This window comes from Streptomyces sp. NPDC051987 (genome assembly GCF_040680735.1).
Classification (GTDB): domain Bacteria; phylum Actinomycetota; class Actinomycetes; order Streptomycetales; family Streptomycetaceae; genus Streptomyces.
In genome coordinates this window covers 12,983-31,841 of the sequence record NZ_JBFAXI010000073.1, presented here as the reverse complement: position 1 = coordinate 31,841, position 18,859 = coordinate 12,983, and the positions used below count along the sequence as shown (strand labels likewise).

General features: G+C 72.4%; 17 protein-coding genes and 1 pseudogene. 4 read left to right on the top strand and 14 right to left on the bottom strand.

All coding sequences use genetic code 11. From position 1 onward, the window contains the following. The first annotated feature begins 11 nt into the window (after positions 1 to 11). Together AB0M11_RS30185 and AB0M11_RS30180 are read left to right on the top strand one after the other, a co-directional pair. Positions 12 to 1,013: an aldo/keto reductase gene (locus AB0M11_RS30185; RefSeq protein WP_365711017.1), complete on the top strand. Its 1,002-nt coding sequence runs from the start codon at positions 12 to 14 to the stop codon at positions 1,011 to 1,013. A 191-nt stretch (positions 1,014 to 1,204) separates the two neighbouring features. Then, positions 1,205 to 2,386, top strand: a complete 1,182-nt coding sequence (locus AB0M11_RS30180; RefSeq protein ID WP_365711015.1) for a PQQ-dependent sugar dehydrogenase — start codon at positions 1,205 to 1,207, stop codon at positions 2,384 to 2,386. Between the two features lie 9 nt (positions 2,387 to 2,395). Here the strand turns inward: AB0M11_RS30180 and AB0M11_RS30175 are convergent, their stop codons facing one another. Together AB0M11_RS30175 and AB0M11_RS30170 are read right to left on the bottom strand one after the other, a co-directional pair. Next, positions 2,396 to 2,629 (bottom strand): DUF6191 domain-containing protein, encoded by a 234-nt coding sequence (locus tag AB0M11_RS30175; protein ID WP_365711013.1) that lies wholly within the window; start codon positions 2,627 to 2,629, stop codon positions 2,396 to 2,398. 22 nt (positions 2,630 to 2,651) lie between these two features. Next, positions 2,652 to 5,717, bottom strand: a complete 3,066-nt coding sequence (locus AB0M11_RS30170) for an AAA family ATPase (RefSeq protein WP_365711011.1) — start codon at positions 5,715 to 5,717, stop codon at positions 2,652 to 2,654. Between the two features lie 84 nt (positions 5,718 to 5,801). On the opposite strand from AB0M11_RS30170, the gene AB0M11_RS30165 reads away from it, so the two are divergent. Then, positions 5,802 to 6,047 (top strand): hypothetical protein, encoded by a 246-nt coding sequence (locus tag AB0M11_RS30165; RefSeq protein ID WP_365711009.1) that lies wholly within the window; start codon positions 5,802 to 5,804, stop codon positions 6,045 to 6,047. Here the strand turns inward: AB0M11_RS30165 and AB0M11_RS30160 are convergent. The 10 genes from AB0M11_RS30160 to AB0M11_RS30115 form a co-directional block, all read right to left on the bottom strand. Further along, entirely contained in the window at positions 6,014 to 6,202 is a 189-nt protein-coding gene (locus AB0M11_RS30160) for a hypothetical protein (RefSeq protein ID WP_365711007.1), read from the bottom strand. The two genes, AB0M11_RS30165 and AB0M11_RS30160, sit on opposite strands and share 34 nt — an antisense overlap. A 208-nt stretch (positions 6,203 to 6,410) precedes the next feature. Further along, on the bottom strand, positions 6,411 to 7,034 hold the full coding sequence (locus AB0M11_RS30155) for a hypothetical protein (protein WP_365711005.1): 624 nt from the start codon (positions 7,032 to 7,034) through the stop codon (positions 6,411 to 6,413). A gap of 35 nt (positions 7,035 to 7,069) precedes the next feature. Then, on the bottom strand, positions 7,070 to 7,645 hold the full coding sequence (locus tag AB0M11_RS30150) for a GNAT family protein (RefSeq protein WP_365711003.1): 576 nt from the start codon (positions 7,643 to 7,645) through the stop codon (positions 7,070 to 7,072). A 128-nt stretch (positions 7,646 to 7,773) separates the two neighbouring features. Beyond that, positions 7,774 to 8,073, bottom strand: a complete 300-nt coding sequence (locus AB0M11_RS30145; RefSeq protein ID WP_365711033.1) for a hypothetical protein — start codon at positions 8,071 to 8,073, stop codon at positions 7,774 to 7,776. A gap of 466 nt (positions 8,074 to 8,539) precedes the next feature. Next, a complete protein-coding gene (gatB, locus tag AB0M11_RS30140) occupies positions 8,540 to 10,054 on the bottom strand; it encodes an Asp-tRNA(Asn)/Glu-tRNA(Gln) amidotransferase subunit GatB (protein ID WP_365711001.1) in 1,515 nt (504 codons plus the stop codon). A gap of 15 nt (positions 10,055 to 10,069) precedes the next feature. After that, a complete protein-coding gene (locus AB0M11_RS30135; RefSeq protein ID WP_046726919.1) occupies positions 10,070 to 10,312 on the bottom strand; it encodes a hypothetical protein in 243 nt (80 codons plus the stop codon). Continuing rightward, positions 10,309 to 11,802 (bottom strand): Asp-tRNA(Asn)/Glu-tRNA(Gln) amidotransferase subunit GatA, encoded by a 1,494-nt coding sequence (gene gatA / locus AB0M11_RS30130; protein ID WP_365710998.1) that lies wholly within the window; start codon positions 11,800 to 11,802, stop codon positions 10,309 to 10,311. The genes AB0M11_RS30135 and gatA overlap by 4 nt, the downstream gene beginning before the upstream one ends. Positions 11,803 to 11,808: 6 nt before the next feature. Next, complete coding sequence (gene gatC / locus AB0M11_RS30125) at positions 11,809 to 12,105, bottom strand: Asp-tRNA(Asn)/Glu-tRNA(Gln) amidotransferase subunit GatC (RefSeq protein ID WP_007384860.1); 297 nt, start codon at positions 12,103 to 12,105, stop codon at positions 11,809 to 11,811. 279 nt (positions 12,106 to 12,384) lie between these two features. Beyond that, a complete protein-coding gene (locus AB0M11_RS30120; RefSeq protein ID WP_365710996.1) occupies positions 12,385 to 12,876 on the bottom strand; it encodes a cupin domain-containing protein in 492 nt (163 codons plus the stop codon). Positions 12,877 to 12,912: 36 nt separating this feature from the next. After that, a complete protein-coding gene (locus AB0M11_RS30115; protein WP_365710994.1) occupies positions 12,913 to 13,284 on the bottom strand; it encodes a DUF4267 domain-containing protein in 372 nt (123 codons plus the stop codon). 96 nt (positions 13,285 to 13,380) lie between these two features. Between AB0M11_RS30115 and AB0M11_RS30110 the strand changes: the two are divergent. After that, a pseudogene (locus AB0M11_RS30110) lies at positions 13,381 to 13,960 on the top strand (TetR/AcrR family transcriptional regulator). Between the two features lie 231 nt (positions 13,961 to 14,191). On the opposite strand, the gene AB0M11_RS30105 reads toward AB0M11_RS30110, so the two are convergent. Continuing rightward, positions 14,192 to 16,441 (bottom strand): bifunctional diguanylate cyclase/phosphodiesterase, encoded by a 2,250-nt coding sequence (locus AB0M11_RS30105; protein ID WP_365710992.1) that lies wholly within the window; start codon positions 16,439 to 16,441, stop codon positions 14,192 to 14,194. Positions 16,442 to 16,653: 212 nt separating this feature from the next. Further along, positions 16,654 to 18,855, bottom strand: coding sequence for an NAD-dependent DNA ligase LigA (gene ligA, locus AB0M11_RS30100; protein WP_365710990.1), 2,202 nt, complete (start codon positions 18,853 to 18,855; stop codon positions 16,654 to 16,656). Between the last annotated feature and the right edge of the window lie 4 nt (positions 18,856 to 18,859).

Below are 18,859 nucleotides of genomic sequence, written 5' to 3'. Positions count from 1 at the left end.
ATCACGGGCTGGTGGAGCGCAGGACGATCGGCGCGGGGGCGCTCGCGGTGGGGGCCGTCGGACTCGGGTGCATGCCGATGAGCTGGGCGTACAGCGGGTCGCGGCAGCGGGGCGAGGAGTCGCTGAGGGCGGTGCACCGGGCGCTGGACCTGGGCGTGACCCTGCTGGACACGGCCGACATGTACGGCCCGTTCACCAATGAGCTGCTGCTGGGGCGGGTGCTCAAGGAGCGGCGTGCGGAGGCCTTCGTGTCGACGAAGGTGGGCCTGCTGGTGGGCGACCAGCACATCGTGGCGAACGGCAGGCCCGGCTATGTGAAGCGGGCGTGCGACGCGTCGCTGCGCCGACTCCAGACCGATGTCATCGACCTCTACCAGCTGCACCGCGCGGACCCCGAGGTTCCCGTCGAGGAGACCTGGGGCGCGATGGCGGAACTGGTGCAGGCGGGGAAGGTGCGGGCGCTGGGGTTGTGCGCCGTGGGGGCGCGCGGGGGGCGCAGGTCGGGCGCGCGCCTGCATGACGCGACCCTGCGTCAGCTCCAGCGGGTGCAGCAGGTGTTTCCGGTGAGCGCTGTCCAGGCGGAGCTGTCGGTGTGGTCGCCGGAGGCGCTGGAGTCGCTGCTGCCGTGGTGCGCGGCGCGAGGCGTGGGCTTCCTCGCGGCGATGCCGCTCGGCAACGGCTTCCTGACCGGCACGCTCACGCCGGGTGAGGGGTTCGAGCCGGACGACCTGCGGGCGCGGCATCCTCGCTTCACGGCGGAGATGATGGCGGCGAACCAGCCGATCGTGGCGGGTCTGCGGAGGGTGGCGGGCCGGCAGGAGGGCGACGGTGTCACCGCCGCTCAGGTGGCGCTGGCGTGGGTGCTGGCGCAGGGGGCGCATGTGGTGCCGGTGCCGGGGGCGAAGCGGGGACGATGGGTGGCCGAGAACGCGGGTGCCGCCGAGGTCCGGCTGAGTGCGGAGGACCTGGCGGAGCTGGGCCGGCTGCCTGCTGCGCAGGGCTCTTGGGACTGAGCGGTCCGAGAAGGTACCGCGTTCTGCCGGTGGTCGGTGCGGCGCCGTCGTGGCTGGTCGCGCAGTTCCCCGCGCCCCTTGAGGGGCGCTTCAGCGGGCGTTCGCGTCATCGGTCGCCCGGCGGTCCCGCGCCCCTGGCGGGGAGCGTTGTACTACCGTCGGTCGGGAATCGGGGGCTGTTCGAAGGGGACATGATCGTGCGACGTCGAGCTGTGCCCGCCTTGTTGGCCGCAGCCGGACTCCTGCTGGTGGCGGGGTGTTCCTCCGGAGGCGGTGGCGGTGCTCTGCCCACGCCGTCCTGGGCCGGGGGGTCCTCGGCAGCGCACTCCTCCGGGGCCTCCGCGTCGGCCGGGGCCGGGGAGTCCGCCGCGCCTGCCAAGGGGTCGGTGAAGGTGCTGCGTACCGTCGCCGGGGGACTGAGGTCGCCCTGGGGGCTGGCGCCGTTGCCGGGCGGGGCCGGGTTGCTGGTGTCCGACCGGGACGACGGGACGATCAGCAAGGTCGACGAGAAGACCGGGAAGACCACGGAGCTGGGGGTCGTCTCCGGGGTGTCCGCGGCAGGTGAGGGAGGGCTGCTGGGGATCGCCCTCTCCCCCGACTTCGCCTCGGACCACATGATCTACGCGTACTTCACGTCGGCCTCCGACAACCGCATCGTGCGCATGCTCTGGGACGAGGGCAAGCCGGCCAAGGAGCAGCTGGGCGCCCCCGACACGATCTTCAAGGGCATTCCCAAGGGGTTCATCCACAACGGCGGACGGATCGCCTTCGGCCCGGACGGCATGCTCTACGCCGGCACCGGGGAGAGCGGGCAGCGGGGCCTCGCGCAGGACAAGGGCTCGCTCGGCGGGAAGATCCTGCGGCTGACGCCGGAGGGCGACCCCGCTCCCGGCAACCCGTTCCCCGGCTCCCCCGTCTACACCTACGGTCACCGCAATGTGCAGGGGCTCGCCTGGGACGACAAGGGGCGGCTGTTCGCCTCGGAGTTCGGCCAGGACACCTGGGACGAGCTGAACGCGATCAAACCGGGCGGCGACTACGGCTGGCCGAACGCCGAGGGCAGGTCCGCCGACCCGAAGTACGTGAACCCGATCGCCCAGTGGCACACCGACGACGCCTCCCCCAGCGGCATCGCCTATGTCGACGGCGTCATCTGGATGGCCGCTCTGAAGGGTCAGCGGCTGTGGCGGATCCCGCTGGACGGCACGACCGCGGCCACCGCGCCGCAGGCCTTCCTCACCGGCGAGTACGGCCGCCTCCGCACCGTCGTGGCGGCCGGCGGCGGCAAGGTGTGGCTGGTGACCAGCAACACCGACGGGCGGGGCAGGCCGAAGGCCGGCGACGACCGGATCCTGGAGCTGCAGGTGACCTAGTGCCGCCGCTCACCCCTCGTCGTCCCCGGGACCATCCCCGGGATCGGCGGCGGGGTCGGCGGCGGGGTCCGCCGCGGGCTCCTCCTGCGGAAGCCGTATGACGACCTTGCCGGACGCGAGGTCTATCGGTCCGCGGCCGGGATCCGTGTCCCCCACGTCCTCCCGGGTCAACTCCAGTCGTTTCTGCTCGTCGTGCGTGTGTTTGCGGCCTGGTGCGAAAAGCTCCTCGAACATGTTGAACACGGTGCCTCCTGTGCCGGTCCCCCTAGCGGGTCGGGTCGAGGGCCTCGGCGGGGAACAACCCCAGTCTGTGGGCCACCGCCGCCGCCTCGCCCCTCCCTGCAACGCCCAGCTTGCCCAGAATGTTCGAGACGTGGACGCTCGCGGTCTTCGGTGAGATGAAGAGCTCCTCGGCTATCTGGCGGTTGGTACGGCCGGCCGACACCAGGCGGAGGACGTCGCGCTCCCTGCTGGTGAGGCCGAGGTTCCCGGCCGGGTCGAGGGCCCGGTGGGAGGGGCGGGCGGTGAGGGTGAGGCGGGCGCGCTGGGCGAGGAGGGCGACGGCCTCGGCGAGCGGGCGGGCGCCGAGGTGGTCGGCGACGGCCCCGGCCAGCCGGAGCAGCTCCGTCGCGCGGTCGCGTTCGTCGTCGCCGGCTCCCGCCAGCAGGGCCTCGGCGAGGCGGCGGCGGACCCGGGCGAGGTCGTAGGGGCGGTCCAGGCACTCGAAGTCGGTGACCACGTCCGACCAGACGGCGGCGGTGTCGGTGCCCCTGGCGCGGTGCAGCTCGGCGCGGGTCCAGCGCTCGTAGGCCTGCCACAGGGGCGTGCCGGTGGCGAGCTTGCGGGCGGTCTCGGCGAGCCGGTCGAGGGCCTCGGCCCGGCCGTCGGCCGCCGCCGGCAGGGCGCGGGCGTCGGCCTCGGCGGTGGCGGCGGCCAGCAGCAGGGGCCAGCCGTAGCGGTGGGTGCCGGGCGGGAAGCCGGCCGCCAGGGCGCGGTCCAGTTCGGCGCGGGCGTCGAGGAACCTGCCCTCCGCCGCGGCGACGCCGACGGCGATGCGGGCGACCGGCAGCAGCACCTGGGGCATCGGGTCGTGGGTGCCGTAGTGGGCGTGCGCGATGGCCAGCTGGCGGGCGGCCTCGGCCGTGTCCCCGCGGGCGAGGGCGATGTGGGCGAGGCGCAGGGCGCCTGCGCCCCGGGGCTTGGCGCTCGCCGCGGAGCCGAGGGCGCCCGCGGCGGCTTCGGCGGCCTCGTCCCACCGGCCGAGCGCGTACAGCGACTCGGAGAGGTTGCCCCAGATCCACGCCTCGGAGTCCAGCAGGCCGTATCTGCGGGCGAAGGCGATGCCCTCGCGCTGGATCGGCACCGCCTCCCTGGAACGGCCCACCGACTCCAGCTCGGAGGGGAGGTTGGTGTAGGCGCGGCCCGCGACCTGGGCGACGCCTTCCCGGAGGGCGGCGTCCTTGACCCGCTCCAGCTCCGCGAGGCCGTTGTCGACGTCACCCGCGTCGACCATGAGGCAGCCCAGAGTGACCCGTGCGTTCAGCTCGATCTCCCGGGCGCCCACCATGCGCGCGTACTCGACGGCCCGTTCGGCGGCGGCGTAGGCCTCGGGGCCCGGCTCGTGCAGCATCGACCAGGCGGCGACGTTGGCCAGCACGTCGGCGTGCACCTCGGACGGCGGCAGACCGCGCACCAGGTCCTGGGCGGTGCCGAGTTCCTGCCAGCCGTCGCCGCGCGCGAGACCCTGGACCAGCCGGGAGCGCTGCACCCAGAACCAGGCGGCGCGCTGCGGGTCGTGCTCGTCCTGGAGGAGCCGCAGCGCCTTCTTGGTGATCTTCAGGGCGCGTTCGCGCTCCCCGCAGAAGCGGCCGGCGACCGCGGCCTCCGCCATCAGGTCGAGGTAGCTCAGCGGGGTGGTGGCCGGATCGCAGCCGCTGGGGGTCCCCCCACGCCTTTCGGGCAGTGGGGGAGGAGGGTAGACGTCGGTGAAGTCGACGGGGCGCAGGGCGGCGCGGACCTCCTCGGGTGCGGTGTCCCACAGCTCCATGGCCCGCTCCAGGAGCCGTAGTTGCTCGCTGTAGGCGTGCCGGCGGCGGGCCACGACGGAGGCGTCGAGCACGGCGGGCAGGGCCTTGGCGGGATCATGGGCCTGGTACCAGTAGCTGGCCAGTCGGGTCACGTGGGCGTCGGCCGCCACCAGGGTCGGGTCGCTCTCCAGGGCTTCGGCGTAACGGCGGTTGAGCCGGGAGCGTTCGCCGGGCAGCAGGTCGTCGGCGACGGCCTCGCGGACCAGGGAGTGCCGGAAGCGGTAGCCGTCGCCGGCCGGGGTGGCGGTGAGGAGGTTGGCGCCGACGGCGGCCCGCAGTGCCTCGATGAGGTCGTCCTCGGCGAGCTGGGCCACGGCGGCGAGCAGCCGGTACTCGACGGTGGAGCCGCCCTCGGCGACGATCCGGGCCACTCGCTGGGCGGTTTCGGGCAGTGCCTCGACCCGGACCAGGAGCAGGTCGCGCAGGGAGTCGGTGAGCCCGGTGCAGCAGCCCTCGGTGGCGGCCACCGCCAGCTCCTCGACGAAGAAGGCGTTGCCGTCGGACCGTTCGAAGATCTCGTCGACCTGGGCGGGGTCGGGTTCGGTGGCGAGGATGCCGGCGATCTGGCGGCCGACCTCCTCGCGGGTGAACCGGGCGAGTTCCAGGCGGCGGACGGTGCGCAGCCGGTCGAGTTCGGCGAGCAGGGGGCGCAGCGGGTGGCGGCGGTGGATGTCGTCGGAGCGGTAGGTGGCGAGGACGACGAGCCGGCCGGTGCGCAGGGTGCGCAGCAGGTAGGCGAGGAGGTGGCGGGTGGAGGCGTCGGCCCAGTGCAGGTCCTCCAGGGCGACGACCACCGTGCGCTCGGCGGCGACCCGCTCCAGCAGGCGCGCGGTGAGTTCGAAGAGGCGGGCCATGCCCTGTTCGTCGTGGCGGCCGGAGGTGGCCTCCCCCAGCTCGGGCAGCAGCCGGGCCAGTTCGTCCTCCTGGCCGGCGGCGGCCTCGGCCAGTTCGCCGGGCAGGGCGGCCCGCAGGGCGCGCAGGGCGGTGGAGAAGGGGGCGAAGGGCAGCCCGTCGGCGCCGATCTCCACGCAGCCGCCCACGGCGACGACCGCGCCCTGACGGCAGGCGGCGGTGGCGAACTCCTCGACCAGCCGGGTCTTGCCGACGCCGGCCTCGCCCCCGAGCAGCAGCGCCTGCGGCTCGGCGGCGCCGGCCCGCGCCAGCGCGTCGTTCAGGGTCTCCAACTCGTCGCTTCGGCCTACGAACACGGGACTCACGGACCTGGTTTCCACAGGCCAGAGCATCGCATGGGGTCCGGAGCCCACGGCAGCGGTTTTCCACAGCACCGGTGCGCTTGTCTTACCGGTGGACGGCAATGGGAGAAGCCGGTGGCCGACCCCCGTACGACCACCGGCTTCCCCGATCCCGACTTTCCCGATCCCGGCTGCCTCGACTGCGGCTGCCTCGACTCCGGCTGCCTCGATCCGGGCTACCCCGATCCCGGCATTCGCGATCCCGGCATTCGCGATCCCGGCATTCGCGATCCCGGCTTTCACGATCCCGGCCTTCGGACGGTCGGCGCCGCCCGGCCGGCCGGTGGTCACGCGGCGCGCGGGAGCCGGCGCCGGGCGTGACGGTCGGTATGGGCCTCCTGCGCCGCCGTGTCACCCGGCACCGCGTCACGGCGTGCGGCGCGGCGGGAGCGGACGGCCTCGCGGACCAGACGGGCCTCGTCGGCCTGGCGGCGCAGCTCGGCGGAACGGATCCGGTGGAGTTCGTACTCGAACATGGTGGATTCCCTTGTGAGAGAGGGTGGTTGGGCTTCGCTTCCTGCGATGCCTCCACCTTCCTCTCCCAGGGGGGTGCGCCACATCGGGAGAGTTCCGCATCTTCGCGGGGCCGCCGGGTCCCGGACACGCATAAGGGGCCTCAGGCCGCCGTCGAGGTGCTTACGGACGGCCTAAGGCCCCTGCTGAGCTGGGCTGTCGGGGGACCGGTCAGCTGGTCGACGGCAGTCCGAGGAGTGCGTCGGAGTACTTGAGGACGGCCAGCAGCAGGCCGATGACACCGAGCGCGACGCCGGCCCAGGCGACCGACTTGATCCACGGCGCCTGCGGCCTGCCGGGGGCACCGAAGGCGGGCCGGGCCAGCACCACGACGCCGGTGAGCAGCGCGGCCAGCGCGAACAGGCCGGCCCACAGCGCGGTGGTCGCCCACGCGTCGCCGTACACCTCCTTGACCTGCTTGGCGACGCTCGCGGACGACGAGGTCTGGAGCTGGCCTATGAGGGTCTCGCGGGCGGCGGCAACCGTACCGATCCAGCCACCCGTGAGGGAGACCAGGCCGAGTGCGACGGAGACGACGGCACCGGCGCCCTGGCCGACCCCGGACGGCCCCTCGGCGAGATCGGCGTCGTCCACCACGTCCTCGGCGTCCGTGTCCTCGACGTCCTCGACGTCCCCGGCGCCCTCCGCGTCGAGTCCGGCGGCCGTGCCGCCGGCGGCCTCGGTGCCGGACTCCGCCACGTCGTCGGCGGTCTTGGTGACGCTCACCTTCTCCTCGTCGGTCGTCGCTTCGGCGCCCGTCTCGGCACCGGTCTCGTCAGCTGTCTTGGTTCCCATGTCCGGCACCGTACGGATCCTGTCTGAGAGGCGTCTTAATGATCGTCCGCTGCGGCACGCGCGCGTGCTTCACGCCACTCCGGGGCGAGGATCGACCACACCTCCAGGTCGTGCCGTAGGCCACCATAGGGGTGCGCCTGGCGGCGTACGCCATCGCGGGTCATCCCCAGCCGCCGGGCCACGTTCAGGCTGGGCTCGTTGCCCGAGGCGGCGACCCACTCGATCCGGTGGATGCCGCGCCGGTCGACCGCGAAGTCGAGCAGCACCCGCATCGCGCGGGTGACGAGTCCGCGCCCGGTGCCGGCCGGTTCCAGCCAGCAGCCCACCTCGGCGTTCCCGTGTTCGGCGTCGAAGTTCAGGAAGAGCACCCCGCCGACGAGCGTGCCCTCCAGCCACAGGCCGTGCAGGGAGCCGGTGTCGGCGGCGCGCATGTCGGCGTACCGCTGGAGCAGGGCCCGTGCGGCGGGCACGTCCGTCTCCTTGGTGCCGAAGGGGATGAACCGTCCGATGAACTCCCGCCCGCGATCGAGGTGGGCCAGGAACTCCTCGGCGTGCCAGGGCTCCAGCGGGCGCAGCTCGGCGCCGTCGTCACCCAGCGATATCGCGTACATCCTGCTTCTCCCGTTCCATCACGTCCTCGGTCGGCCCGCCGAGCCTCTCATGCGCGGCACGGCACCCGGGCGGTCGGCGCCGGTCCGGGGCGGACGCGTCACTGGAACACGCGTCACTGGAACACGCGTCAGTCGAACTGGTCACCGAGCGCCATCACCATGGCGCCCAGGATCATCAGCCACAGGGCCCAGCGGGTCCGGCCGCGGGCCCCGAGCGTCCCCGCCAGCACGCACACGGCGGCTCCGGAGCCGTAGGCGGCCGGCACCCGGGCGGGCACGCCGCCGCCCACTCTCATCGACGCGGCGGTGAGCCCCATCAGGGCGAGCAGCACCCCGGTCACGGTGGCGGTCCAGCGGGCCCGGCGGGCGTCCTCGTAGAGATCCTCGTCCTCGACGTCCGCGTCGTCCGCGGCCTCCGCCCCGGTGATCTCGGGGTCGGTGTCGGAATCGGCGGGTGCGGTCACGGCGGGCGAGCGCGGGACCCGCAGCTGGGGCAGTCGGCTGCGGACCAGGTCGACGACTGCCGCCTTCCGCTGGTCAGCCTCGACCGGCACCTCGCCGACGACCGGGGCGGGTGCATTGTCTGACGGTCCGAACGATGTGCTACGCATCGCCTTCCACTACGAAGATCACAAGGAGCCCGTTCAGTCAGGTCCGACGCCGTCTCTCCCGCACCGGGCGCCGGGTGCGGGCCGGTGGGGGCTGGTCGCGCCCTTGAAGGGCGCCGAGTGGACGCCCCTGAAAGGGGCGCGGGGAACTGCGCGACCAGCCACGGACCACCCGCGGCCGGCATACTCGAAGGACGCCTCTCTCACCGCCCGTCTGGACCTCCGCCTGAAACGCGGTCCGGCCCCGGAGGGGCTGCCTCCGGGGCCGTGGCGGTGCGCCTGCGGCTCAGCCCTCGCTGACGCCCAGCTTCTCCAGGATCAGCTCCTTGACGCGGGCCGCGTCGGCCTGTCCGCGGGTCGCCTTCATCACGGCGCCGACCAGGGCACCGGCCGCGGCCACCTTGCCGCCGCGGATCTTGTCGGCGACGCCCGGGTTGCCTGCGATGGCCTCCTCGACTGCGGCGGTCAGCGCGCCCTCGTCGGAGACGACCTTCAGGCCGCGCCGGTCGACGACCTCGTCCGGGGTGCCCTCGCCGGCGAGGACGCCCTCGATGACCTGGCGGGCCAGCTTGTCGTTCAGGTCGCCCTTCGTGACCAGCTCGGTGACCCGGGCGACCTGCGCCGGGGTGATCGCCAGTTCGTCCAGCGAGGTGCCCGACTCGTTGGCGCTGCGCGCCAGTTCGCCCATCCACCACTTGCGGGCGGAGGCCGCGTCGGCCCCGGCGTCGATGGTGGCGACGATCAGGTCCAGCGCGCCGGCGTTCTGGATGGCCTGCATCTCGACCGCCGAGACGCCCCACTCCGCGAGCAGCCGGGTGCGGCGGGCCAGCGGCATCTCGGGCAGCGCGGCGCGGATCTCCTCGACCCACTCGCGCGAGGGTGCCACGGGGACCAGGTCGGGCTCCGGGAAGTACCGGTAGTCCTCGGCCTCCTCCTTCACGCGGCCGGAGGTCGTGGACCCCGTGTCCTCGTGGAAGTGCCGGGTCTCCTGGACGATCGTCCCGCCGCCGCTCAGCACGGCCGCGTGCCGCATGATCTCGAAGCGGGCCGCACGCTCCACGGACCGCAGCGAGTTCACGTTCTTCGTCTCGGAGCGGGTGCCGAACTTCTCGGTCCCGTGCGGACGCAGCGACAGGTTCACGTCGCAGCGCATCTGGCCCATCTCCATGCGGGCCTCGGACACGCCGAGCGCCCGGATCACCTCGCGCAGCTCACGGACGTACGCCCGCGCGACCTCCGGAGCCCGCTCCCCCGCGCCCTCGATCGGCTTGGTGACGATCTCGATGAGCGGGATGCCCGCGCGGTTGTAGTCGAGCAGTGAGTGCGAGGCGCCGTGGATACGGCCGGTCGCGCCGCCCACGTGGGTGGACTTGCCGGTGTCCTCCTCCATGTGGGCGCGCTCGATCTCCACCCGGAAGGTCTCGCCGTCCTCCAGCTGCACGTCGAGGTAGCCGTTGAAGGCGATCGGCTCGTCGTACTGGGAGGTCTGGAAGTTCTTCGGCATGTCCGGATAGAAGTAGTTCTTCCGGGCGAAGCGGCACCACTCGGCGATCTCGCAGTTCAGCGCGAGACCGATCTTGATCGCGGACTCGACGCCGGTCGCGTTGACGACCGGGAGCGCGCCGGGCAGGCCGAGGCAGGTCGGGCAGGTCTGCGAGTTGGGCTCGGCGCCCAGCTCGGTCGAACAGCCGCAGAACATCTTGGTCTTGGTGCCGAGTTCGACATGGACCTCAAGGCCCATGACGGGGTCGTACGACGCCAGCGCGTCCTCGTACGACACCAGGTCGGTCGTGGTGGTCACGGTGAAACTTCCCTCTCAGCCCAGCAGGACGTCGTCGTCGCCCAGCCGCTTCAGCTCGCGGTAGAGGATCGCGAGGCCGGTCACGATCGCCACGGCGGAGACCGTGGCGTCGATCAGCCGGAGCGTGTCGTGCTCGGCGCGGGCCTTCTTGATCTGCTTGGCCACGCTCACCGCGCCGAACGCGGTGGTGGCCATGGACAGGTACGTACCGGACTTCGACTTCTTGAAGCCCTTGGCCTTCGACAGTGCGTTGCTCACAGCGACGGTGCCTCCTCCAGGAGCGGGTGCCCCCACCTTTCCACGAAGGCGGCCTCGACGGCGGCTCCGACCTTGTAAAGGCGGTCGTCCTTGAGCGCCGGGGCGATGATCTGCAGACCCACCGGGAGGTTGTCCTCCGGGGCGAGGCCGCAGGGCAGCGACATCGCCGCGTTGCCCGCGAGGTTCGTCGGGATGGTGCACAGGTCGGCCAGGTACATCGCCATCGGGTCGTCGGCGCGCTCGCCGATCGGGAAGGCGGTGGTCGGCGTGGTGGGCGACACGATGACGTCCACCTGCTCGAAGGCCTTCTCGAAGTCGCGCGTGATGAGCGTGCGGACCTTCTGGGCGGAGCCGTAGTACGCGTCGTAGTAGCCGGAGCTCAGGGCGTACGTACCGAGCATGATGCGGCGCTTGACCTCGGGGCCGAAACCCGCCTCACGGGTGAGGGAGGTGACCTCCTCGGCGGAGTGGCCGCCGTCGTCGCCGGTCCGCAGGCCGTAGCGCAGGCCGTCGAAGCGGGCGAGGTTGCTGGAGCACTCGCTCGGGGCGATCAGGTAGTACGCCGACAGGGCGAGGTCGAAGGACGGGCAGTCCAGCTCGACGATCTCGGCGCCCAGCTCCTTCAGCAGGGCGACGGACTCGTCGAACCGCTGGATGACGCCGGCCTGGTAGCCCTCGCCGCGGAACTGCTTGACGACACCGACGCGCATGCCCTCGACGCTGCCGTTGCGGGCGGCCTCGACGACCGGCGGGACCGGGGCGTCGACGGAGGTGGAGTCGAGCGGGTCGTGTCCGGCGATGACCTCGTGCAGGAGGGCCGCGTCGAGGACCGTACGGGCGCACGGGCCGCCCTGGTCCAGGGAGCTGGAGAAGGCGACCATGCCGTACCGGGAGACCGCGCCGTACGTCGGCTTCACGCCGACCGTGCCGGTGACGGCGGCCGGCTGGCGGATGGAGCCGCCGGTGTCGGTGCCGATGGCGAGCGGCGCCTGGAAGGAGGCGAGGGCCGCGGACGAACCGCCGCCCGAACCACCGGGGATCTTGGTGAGGTCCCAGGGGTTGCCGGTCGGCCCGAACGCGCTGTTCTCCGTGCTCGACCCCATGGCGAACTCGTCCATGTTGGTCTTGCCGAGGATGACGACGTCAGCCGCCTTGAGCCGCTTGGTGAGGGTGGCGTCGTACGGCGGGATCCACCCCTCCAGGATCTTCGAACCGACGGTGGTCGGGATGCCCTCGGTGGTGAAGATGTCCTTGAGCGCGAGCGGGACGCCGGCGAGCGGGCCGAGCTTCTCGCCCCGGGCCTTCTTCTCGTCGACGGCAAGGGCCTGCGCCAGGGCGCCCTCGCGGTCGACGTGCAGGAAGGCGTGCACCTTCTCGTCTACGGCCTCGATGCGGGCGAGGTGGGCCTCGGTGACCTGCACGGCGGTGAGCTCGCCGGCGGCGATCTTCGCGGCGGTCTCGGCGGCCGTGAGCTTGATGATGTCCGTCATGGCTGTCTAGTCCTCCCCCAGGATCTGCGGCACCTTGAAACGCTGCTGCTCCTGGGCCGGGGCGCCGGAGAGCGCCTGCTCGGGGGTGAGCGAGGGACGGACCTCGTCCGCGCGCATGACGTTCGTCAGCGGCAGCGGGTGCGAGGTCGGCGGTACGTCTTGGTCGGCGACCTCGCTGACGCGGGCGACCGCGCCGATGATGTCGTCCAGCTGGCCGGCGAAGTGTTCGAGTTCTTCGGGCTTCAGCTCCAGACGCGCCAGCCGGGCGAGGTGGGCGACCTCCTCGCGCGTGATGCCAGGCATGCAGCGTTCCTCTGGGGTGAGTGGGTGTGGTTGGGGGCCGGGTGCCGGCGTCACGTTTACGCCGTCCGTCCGAAGGGCGGGCCTCGCGGCGTCCGGTGCGTGCGATCGCAAGGCGCCGGAGCGCCCTCGTGGCGGAGCCACGTGGGCGATTCGGCAACGCGGCGAGCGTGCGTGCCAGGCGTCGCGAGGCGGGCGGAAATGTGACGCCAGTGCCCAATCCTATGGGGCGGGGCCCGGTGGCTGTTAAACGGTTTGGCCGGGCTCCGTATCCATCGGGTTTCAGCGGCGCTTTTCCCAGGCCGGGCTGCGCAGAAAGTGGTTGTCGTACACCTCCTGGACCTCCAGGAGGCTCTCCGGGGTGACCTCGCCGAGGCGCAGCCGCTGGAGGTGGCGGAAGTACTCGAAGCGCTCCACGCCTGGCGTGATGACGATCAGGATGTCCGCGGTGGCGCCCGGGACGGCGGCGAAGGCGTGCGGCTTGCCGGGCGGGACGACGACCAGGTCGCCGCGTTCGGCGGTGACGACGTCGTCGCCGGAGAGCAGTTCGGCGGCGCCGTCGAGCAGGTAGAACAGTTCGGCGGAGTTGCGGTGCAGATGCGGTACGGCGCCGTCGGCTCCCTCGCCGAGGGTGACGCGGACGGTGGACAGGGCGCCGCCGGTGGCACTGCTGTCGGCGAGCAGCCTGACGCCGACCGGGTCACCGCCGACCACCTCGGCGCCGGCCTCCCGCACGATCACGGACTCATCGAACTTCGGTACGAACAACGACATTGCAGAACCCCCGGTCGAAGACGGTGCGCCGCGCGGTCAGACGAGGAACAGCAGGGCGGCACTGATCAGCACGACGATCGCGGTGGCGAAGTGGATCCCGTAGGCGACGGCCTTCGCCCCGCCGTTGCGGAGCACGTTCACCATGTCCCCGAGCGGTACGAGTGCCACGCAGAGCATGAACCAGGCCTCGGCGTGCGCACCGGCGAAGGCCAGCAGCGCGAGCCCCACGACGCCGTACGTGCCGTCCCTGAGGCCCTTGATCGTGAGGTAGGCGCCGGCGTCGCCCTTCGGGTCGGCGGGCACGCCGTAACCGGCGGCGGCGGGGCCCGGCTGGAACAGGAACCGGTAGCCGAGGAACAGGCAGAACAGGTCGAGCAGGATCGCGAGGGTGTACGCGGTGACGGTCATGGTCTTCTCCCCCTGAGAGTTTTCTAGCATCGCTAGGACTGATAGCGAAGATATCAGATCATCGACAGCTTGGCTAGCACTGCTAGAATCCGAAGCGTGTCGATTCAGAACCGCCGGGAGCGCGAGCGGGCGGAGCGGGAGCAGCTGATCGTCACGGCCGCCCGCGAACTCGCCGAGACAGAGCGCTGGGAGGCGGTGACGACCCGTCGCCTGGCCGTCGAGATCGAGTACAGCCAGCCGGTTCTGTACAGCCACTTCAAGGGCAGGGACGCGATCATGGCGGCGGTGGCTGTCCAGGGCTGCGCGGACCTGGCGGTGGAGCTACGGGCGGCCCGCGCGTCGGCGACGGGCACCCGGGAGGCACTGGCGGCGGTGGCGGCCACGTACACCTCGTTCGCCCGCCGCCGCCCGGCCCTCTACGACGCGATGTTCACCCACCTGGTGGACCTCCCGTTCGCGACCCCCGAGGCCCCGGAGCCCCTCCAGGCGGCGTTCGCCGAGATCCTCGGGGCGGTTGGGCCGATCACCGCCGACGGAGAGCACCCGGGCATCCTGCCCGAGACGTTCTGGGCGGCCCTGCACGGCCTGGTCACCCTGATGCGCAGCGGGCCGCCTCCCGGAGGAGGCCCACGAGACGAGGCTGACCCTCCTGGTCAACCACTTCGTCACTCGGTAAGGGCAGCGCCCCGTCAGGGGCGCGGGGAACTGCGCGAGCAACCACGACGGCGCCGCACCCGCCGACACCACCGCACCCCACCGCGCCCCACGGCAGACCCGCGGCCGAACACAGCGAGCGGCCCCACAGCGGAACTCGCCACCGTCCCCCCGACAGCCGCCGACGGCGCAGCACCCCCCACGGGAGACGTGCGGCTCTCGACGAAAGGTGAACGGGCGGGCAGGTGGGCGACTACTCGGCGGCCGGCAACGCCGCCCGCGGCCGCTGCCACCCCCGGGCCCCCCGGGCCAGCAGCCACGCCGTGGTCTCCTCCGGCGGCATAGCCGCGGCCACCAGCCACCCCTGCACGGCGTCACACCCGAGGTCCCGCAGCCGCTCCCACGTCTCGTCGTCCTCCACGCCCTCCGCGACGACCAGCAGCCCCAGCGAATGCGCGAGGTCCACCGTGCAGCGCACGATCTCCGCGTCCTCGTTGTCGACCGCCAGCCGGGCCACGAAGGACCGGTCGATCTTCAGCTCGCTCACCGGCAGCCGCCGCAGGTGCACGAGCGACGAGTACCCGGTGCCGAAGTCGTCCAGCGACATCTTCACGCCGTGCCCGTTCAGCCCCGCGAGGGTGTCGGCGGCCCGCTGCGGGTCCTCCAGCAGGACGTGCTCGGTTATCTCCAGCTGCAGCGCCCCGGCCGGAACGCCGTGCCGGGCCAGCCGCGCCGCCACCAGGCCGGCGAACCCCGGCGTGTGCACGTCACGCGGCGAGACGTTGACCGCCACCGGCACCCGCAGCCCCTGCGCGCGCCACTCGGCGACCTGACCGAGCGCGGTCTCCAGCACGTACTCCGTCAGATGAGGCATCAGCCCCGACGACTCGGCGATCGCTATGAACTCGTCCGGCGGCACCTTGCCCCGCTCGGGGTGCACCCAGCGCACCAGCGCCTCGAGTCCGGCCACCTGCCCGTCGAAGCGGACCTTCGGCTGGTAGTGCAGCTGCACCTCGTGGGCGTCCAGGGCGCGCCGCAGGTCGCCCAGCAGGCCCAGCCGGTCGGGGGTGTTGGAGTCCCGCTTGGACTCGTACACCTCCACGCCGGTGCGGTCCCGCTTGGCCTGGTACATCGCCACGTCCGCCCGGCGCAGCAGCCCCTCCGCGTCGAGCGCGTGGTCGGGGAAGACGGCGACACCCGCGCTGGCCTCCAGCACGAGGGTGAGTCCGTCCAGGTCGAGCGGCGAGGAGAGGGCCGTGACCAGGCCCCGGGCCACTCTGGTGGCCGAGGTCGTGGAGTCGGCCACCGGCAGTAAGACCGCGAACTCGTCACCGCCGAGCCGGGCCGCCTCCGCACCGCGCGGCAGCGCGGCCCGCAGCCGGTCGGCTATCTGCAGCAGCAGCCGGTCACCGGCGAGATGACCGAGCGTGTCATTGACCGAACGGAAGCGGTCAAGGTCGATCAGCATGAGGGCGGAGCGGGCGCCGATGCGTTCGGCGTCGTCGAGGGCGGTCCAGATCCGCTCCAGGAGCCACTGTCGGTTGGGCAGTCCGGTCAGCGGGTCGCGCAGCTGCTCCTCGGCGCGGGCGCGGGCTATCCACAGGGTGGAGTCGAGGGCGACCAGCGGGATGGAGAAGAGCGGCAGCAGCAGCGGCTGGGCGACGGTGACCACACAGATCAGCGGGGCGATACCGAGCAGGGCGACGGCGACCAGGCCCTGGCGCATCAGGGCGGTGCGCGCGACGGTGGGCAGGCCGCCGCCGCGCGGGGCGTGCAGGTACCAGAGCAGGGCGCGGGTGACGGCGAGGTAGGCGACCGCGACGAGCACGACCTCGGGGGCGGCGGCGACGCTCCAGCCGGCCGGGTCCCAGGGCGACTCGACGGTCGGGACGCGGCCGAACACGCCGAGCACCAGCGCACCGGCCCCGATGCCGAGGAGGTCCACCGCGCCGTGCAGGACACCCTGCCGCCAGCGGTGGCGCCTGGCTATGCCGACCAGGACGACGACGGTGAGGCTGACCATGCCGGCCGGCACCCACCCGTACAGCAGGAGGACGGCGAGCGTGAGGGCGGCGCCCGAGCCGGTCCCGCCCCACCAGCGGGCGCGCCCCAGCAGGACGAGGTGGCCGACGATGATGCCGGTCAGCACGGCCAGCGACCAGCCGACCGTGCCGGACGGGAAGAGGGCGTGGTTGTCGGAGAAGGCGCGGAAGAAACCGGCGCCGAGCAGGAACGCCGCGGCCGCGACGACGCCCGCGGGCAGCGCCTGCCAGGACAGGTGCCGTTCGTGTCCGGTGCCGGCCAGGTCGGACGGCGGCTCGACGGCGGCCAGCGGCAGCGGGTCGCGAGCCTGGGCCGCGAGGCTCACCACCGGCACGCCCGGCATGGCCGGCACCGCCGAGCGGCGATCGCCCCGCACCGTCCACCGGCTCCCCCGCCACGCGCACGCCCGGCGGCGCAGCGGCAGCCGCGCGCCCGGAGCGGCGCTCTCGGTCGGTTCCATTCCCGTCCCTCTCACAGCCGGCGGTGCCCACGCCATGCGGTCCGTGCCCTGCCGGAGCACGGGAATGCCCCGACCGAGCCGGGCACGGCAGGCGCACAACTCAACAGTAGGCCGCGGAAGGCGTCCACGGGCAGCGGTCTTCGACGGTTGCCCGATTGCGTACCGGCCACCCGTATGCATCTGGTATGCGCCGAACGGGTGGCCTTCAACCCCTACTCCTCGGTCGGAAGGGCGACTTCGGCCGCCGCGTCCGGTCCCTGCTCCAAAAGGACGACAAATCCGTCCTCGTTCAGGACCGGAACCTTCAGCTGCATCGCCTTGTCGTACTTCGATCCGGGGTTGTCACCGACGACCACGAACGACGTCTTCTTCGAGACCGAGCCGGTCACCTTGGCCCCGCGGCTCTGCAGCGCGTCCTTGGCGCCGTCCCGGGTGTAGTGCTCCAGGGTGCCGGTCACCACGACGGTGAGGCCCTCCAGCGGACGCGGCCCCTCGTCCTCCCCGGTGGACTCGTCCTCCAGCGGGACTCCGGCGGCCTTCCACTTTCGGATGATCTCGCGGTGCCACTCCTCGGCGAACCACTCCTTGAGCGCGGCCGCGATGATGCCGCCGACGCCGTCGATGTGCGACAGCTCCTCCTCGGTCGCCTGCTCGATGCGGTCGATGGAGCGGAACTCGCGGGCCAGCGCCTGGGCGGCGACCGGTCCGACGTGCCGGATGGACAGGCCGTTGAGGAAGCGGGCGAGCGGGCGGGTCTTCGCCTCCTCGATGTGCTGGAGCAGGGCGAGGGTGTTCTTCTTGGGCTCGCCCTTCTGGTTGGCGAAGACCGTGACGACCTTCTCCTCGCCCGTCTTGGGGTCGCGCTTGGGCAGCCCGCTGTCGGGGTCCAGGACGTACGCCTTGATGGGCAGCAGCTTCTCGACGGTGAGGTCGAACAGGTCGCCCTCGTCGACCAGCGGCGGGTCGGCGGGCTCCAGCGGCCGGGTGAGCGCCGCCGCCGCCACCGCGCCGAAGTTCTCGATGTCCAGGCACTCGCGGCCCGCGAGGTACGACACCCGCTCGCGCAACTGGGCAGGGCAGGTGCGGGCGTTGGGGCACCGCAGATCGATGTCGCCCTCCTTCATGGCCCGCAGCGGGGTCCCGCACTCGGGGCACTCGGCCGGCATCACGAACTCCCGCAGCTCCCTGCCGTCCTCCCGCAGGTCGACGACCGGGCCGAGGATCTCCGGGATCACGTCACCGGCCTTGCGCAGCACCACGGTGTCGCCGATCAGCACGTTCTTGGCCTTGACGACCTCCTGGTTGTGCAGGGTGGCGAACTCCACCTCGCTGCCCGCCACGGTGACCGGTTCGACCTGGGCGTACGGGGTGACCCGGCCGGTGCGGCCGACGCCGACCTTGATGTCGATCAGCTTGGTGTTGACCTCTTCCGGCGCGTACTTGTAGGCGATCGCCCAGCGCGGCGCGCGGGCCGTGGAACCGAGCCGCCCCTGGAGCCGGATCTCGTCCAGCTTGACCACGACACCGTCGATCTCGTGCGCCACGGAGTGCCGGTTCTCGCCGTAGTAGGCGATGAACTCCCGTACGCCGTCGAGGTCGTCGACCACCCGGTTGTGCGGCGAGGTGGGCAGGCCCCAGGTCTTCAGCAGGTCGTACGCCTCGGAGAGCCGGTTCAGGCCCGCGAAGCCCGCCAGGGCGCCGATGCCGTGCACGACCATGTGCAGCGGGCGGGAGGCGGTGACCCGCGGGTCCTTCTGGCGCAGTGAACCGGCCGCCGCGTTGCGCGGGTTGGCGAACGGCTTGTCGCCGGCCGCGACCAGGCGTTCGTTGAGCTCGGCGAACTTCTCCATCGGGAAGTAGACCTCGCCCCGGATCTCCACCAGGTCGGGCACGCGCTCGCCGTGCAGCCGGTCCGGGATCTCCGCGATGGTACGGACGTTGGGCGTGATGTCCTCGCCGGTGCGGCCGTCGCCGCGGGTCGCCGCGCGGGTGAGGCGGCCGTGCTCGTAGGTGAGGTTGACGGCGAGACCGTCGACCTTGAGCTCGCACAGGAAGTGGTACTCCTGCTCGCCCAGCTCCCGGTGGATCCGGTCGGCCCAGGCGGCCAGGTCGTCGTCGTTGAACGTGTTGTCCAGCGACAGCATCCGCTCGCGGTGCTCGACCGCCTTGAACTCCGTCTCGTACGCGCCCGCGACCTTCTGGGTCGGCGAGTCGGGCGTGCGCAGCTCGGGGTGCTCCTCCTCCAGCGCCTCCAGGGACTTCAGGAGCTGGTCGAACTCCGCGTCGCTGATGACGGGAGCGTCCTTCACGTAGTACCGGAAGCGGTGCTCCTCGATCTGCTCGGCGAGCCGCGCGTGCTTCTCCCGTGCCTCGGCGGGCACTGCCGTCTGAGCCTGCTGCTTGTCGCCGGCCACCGTG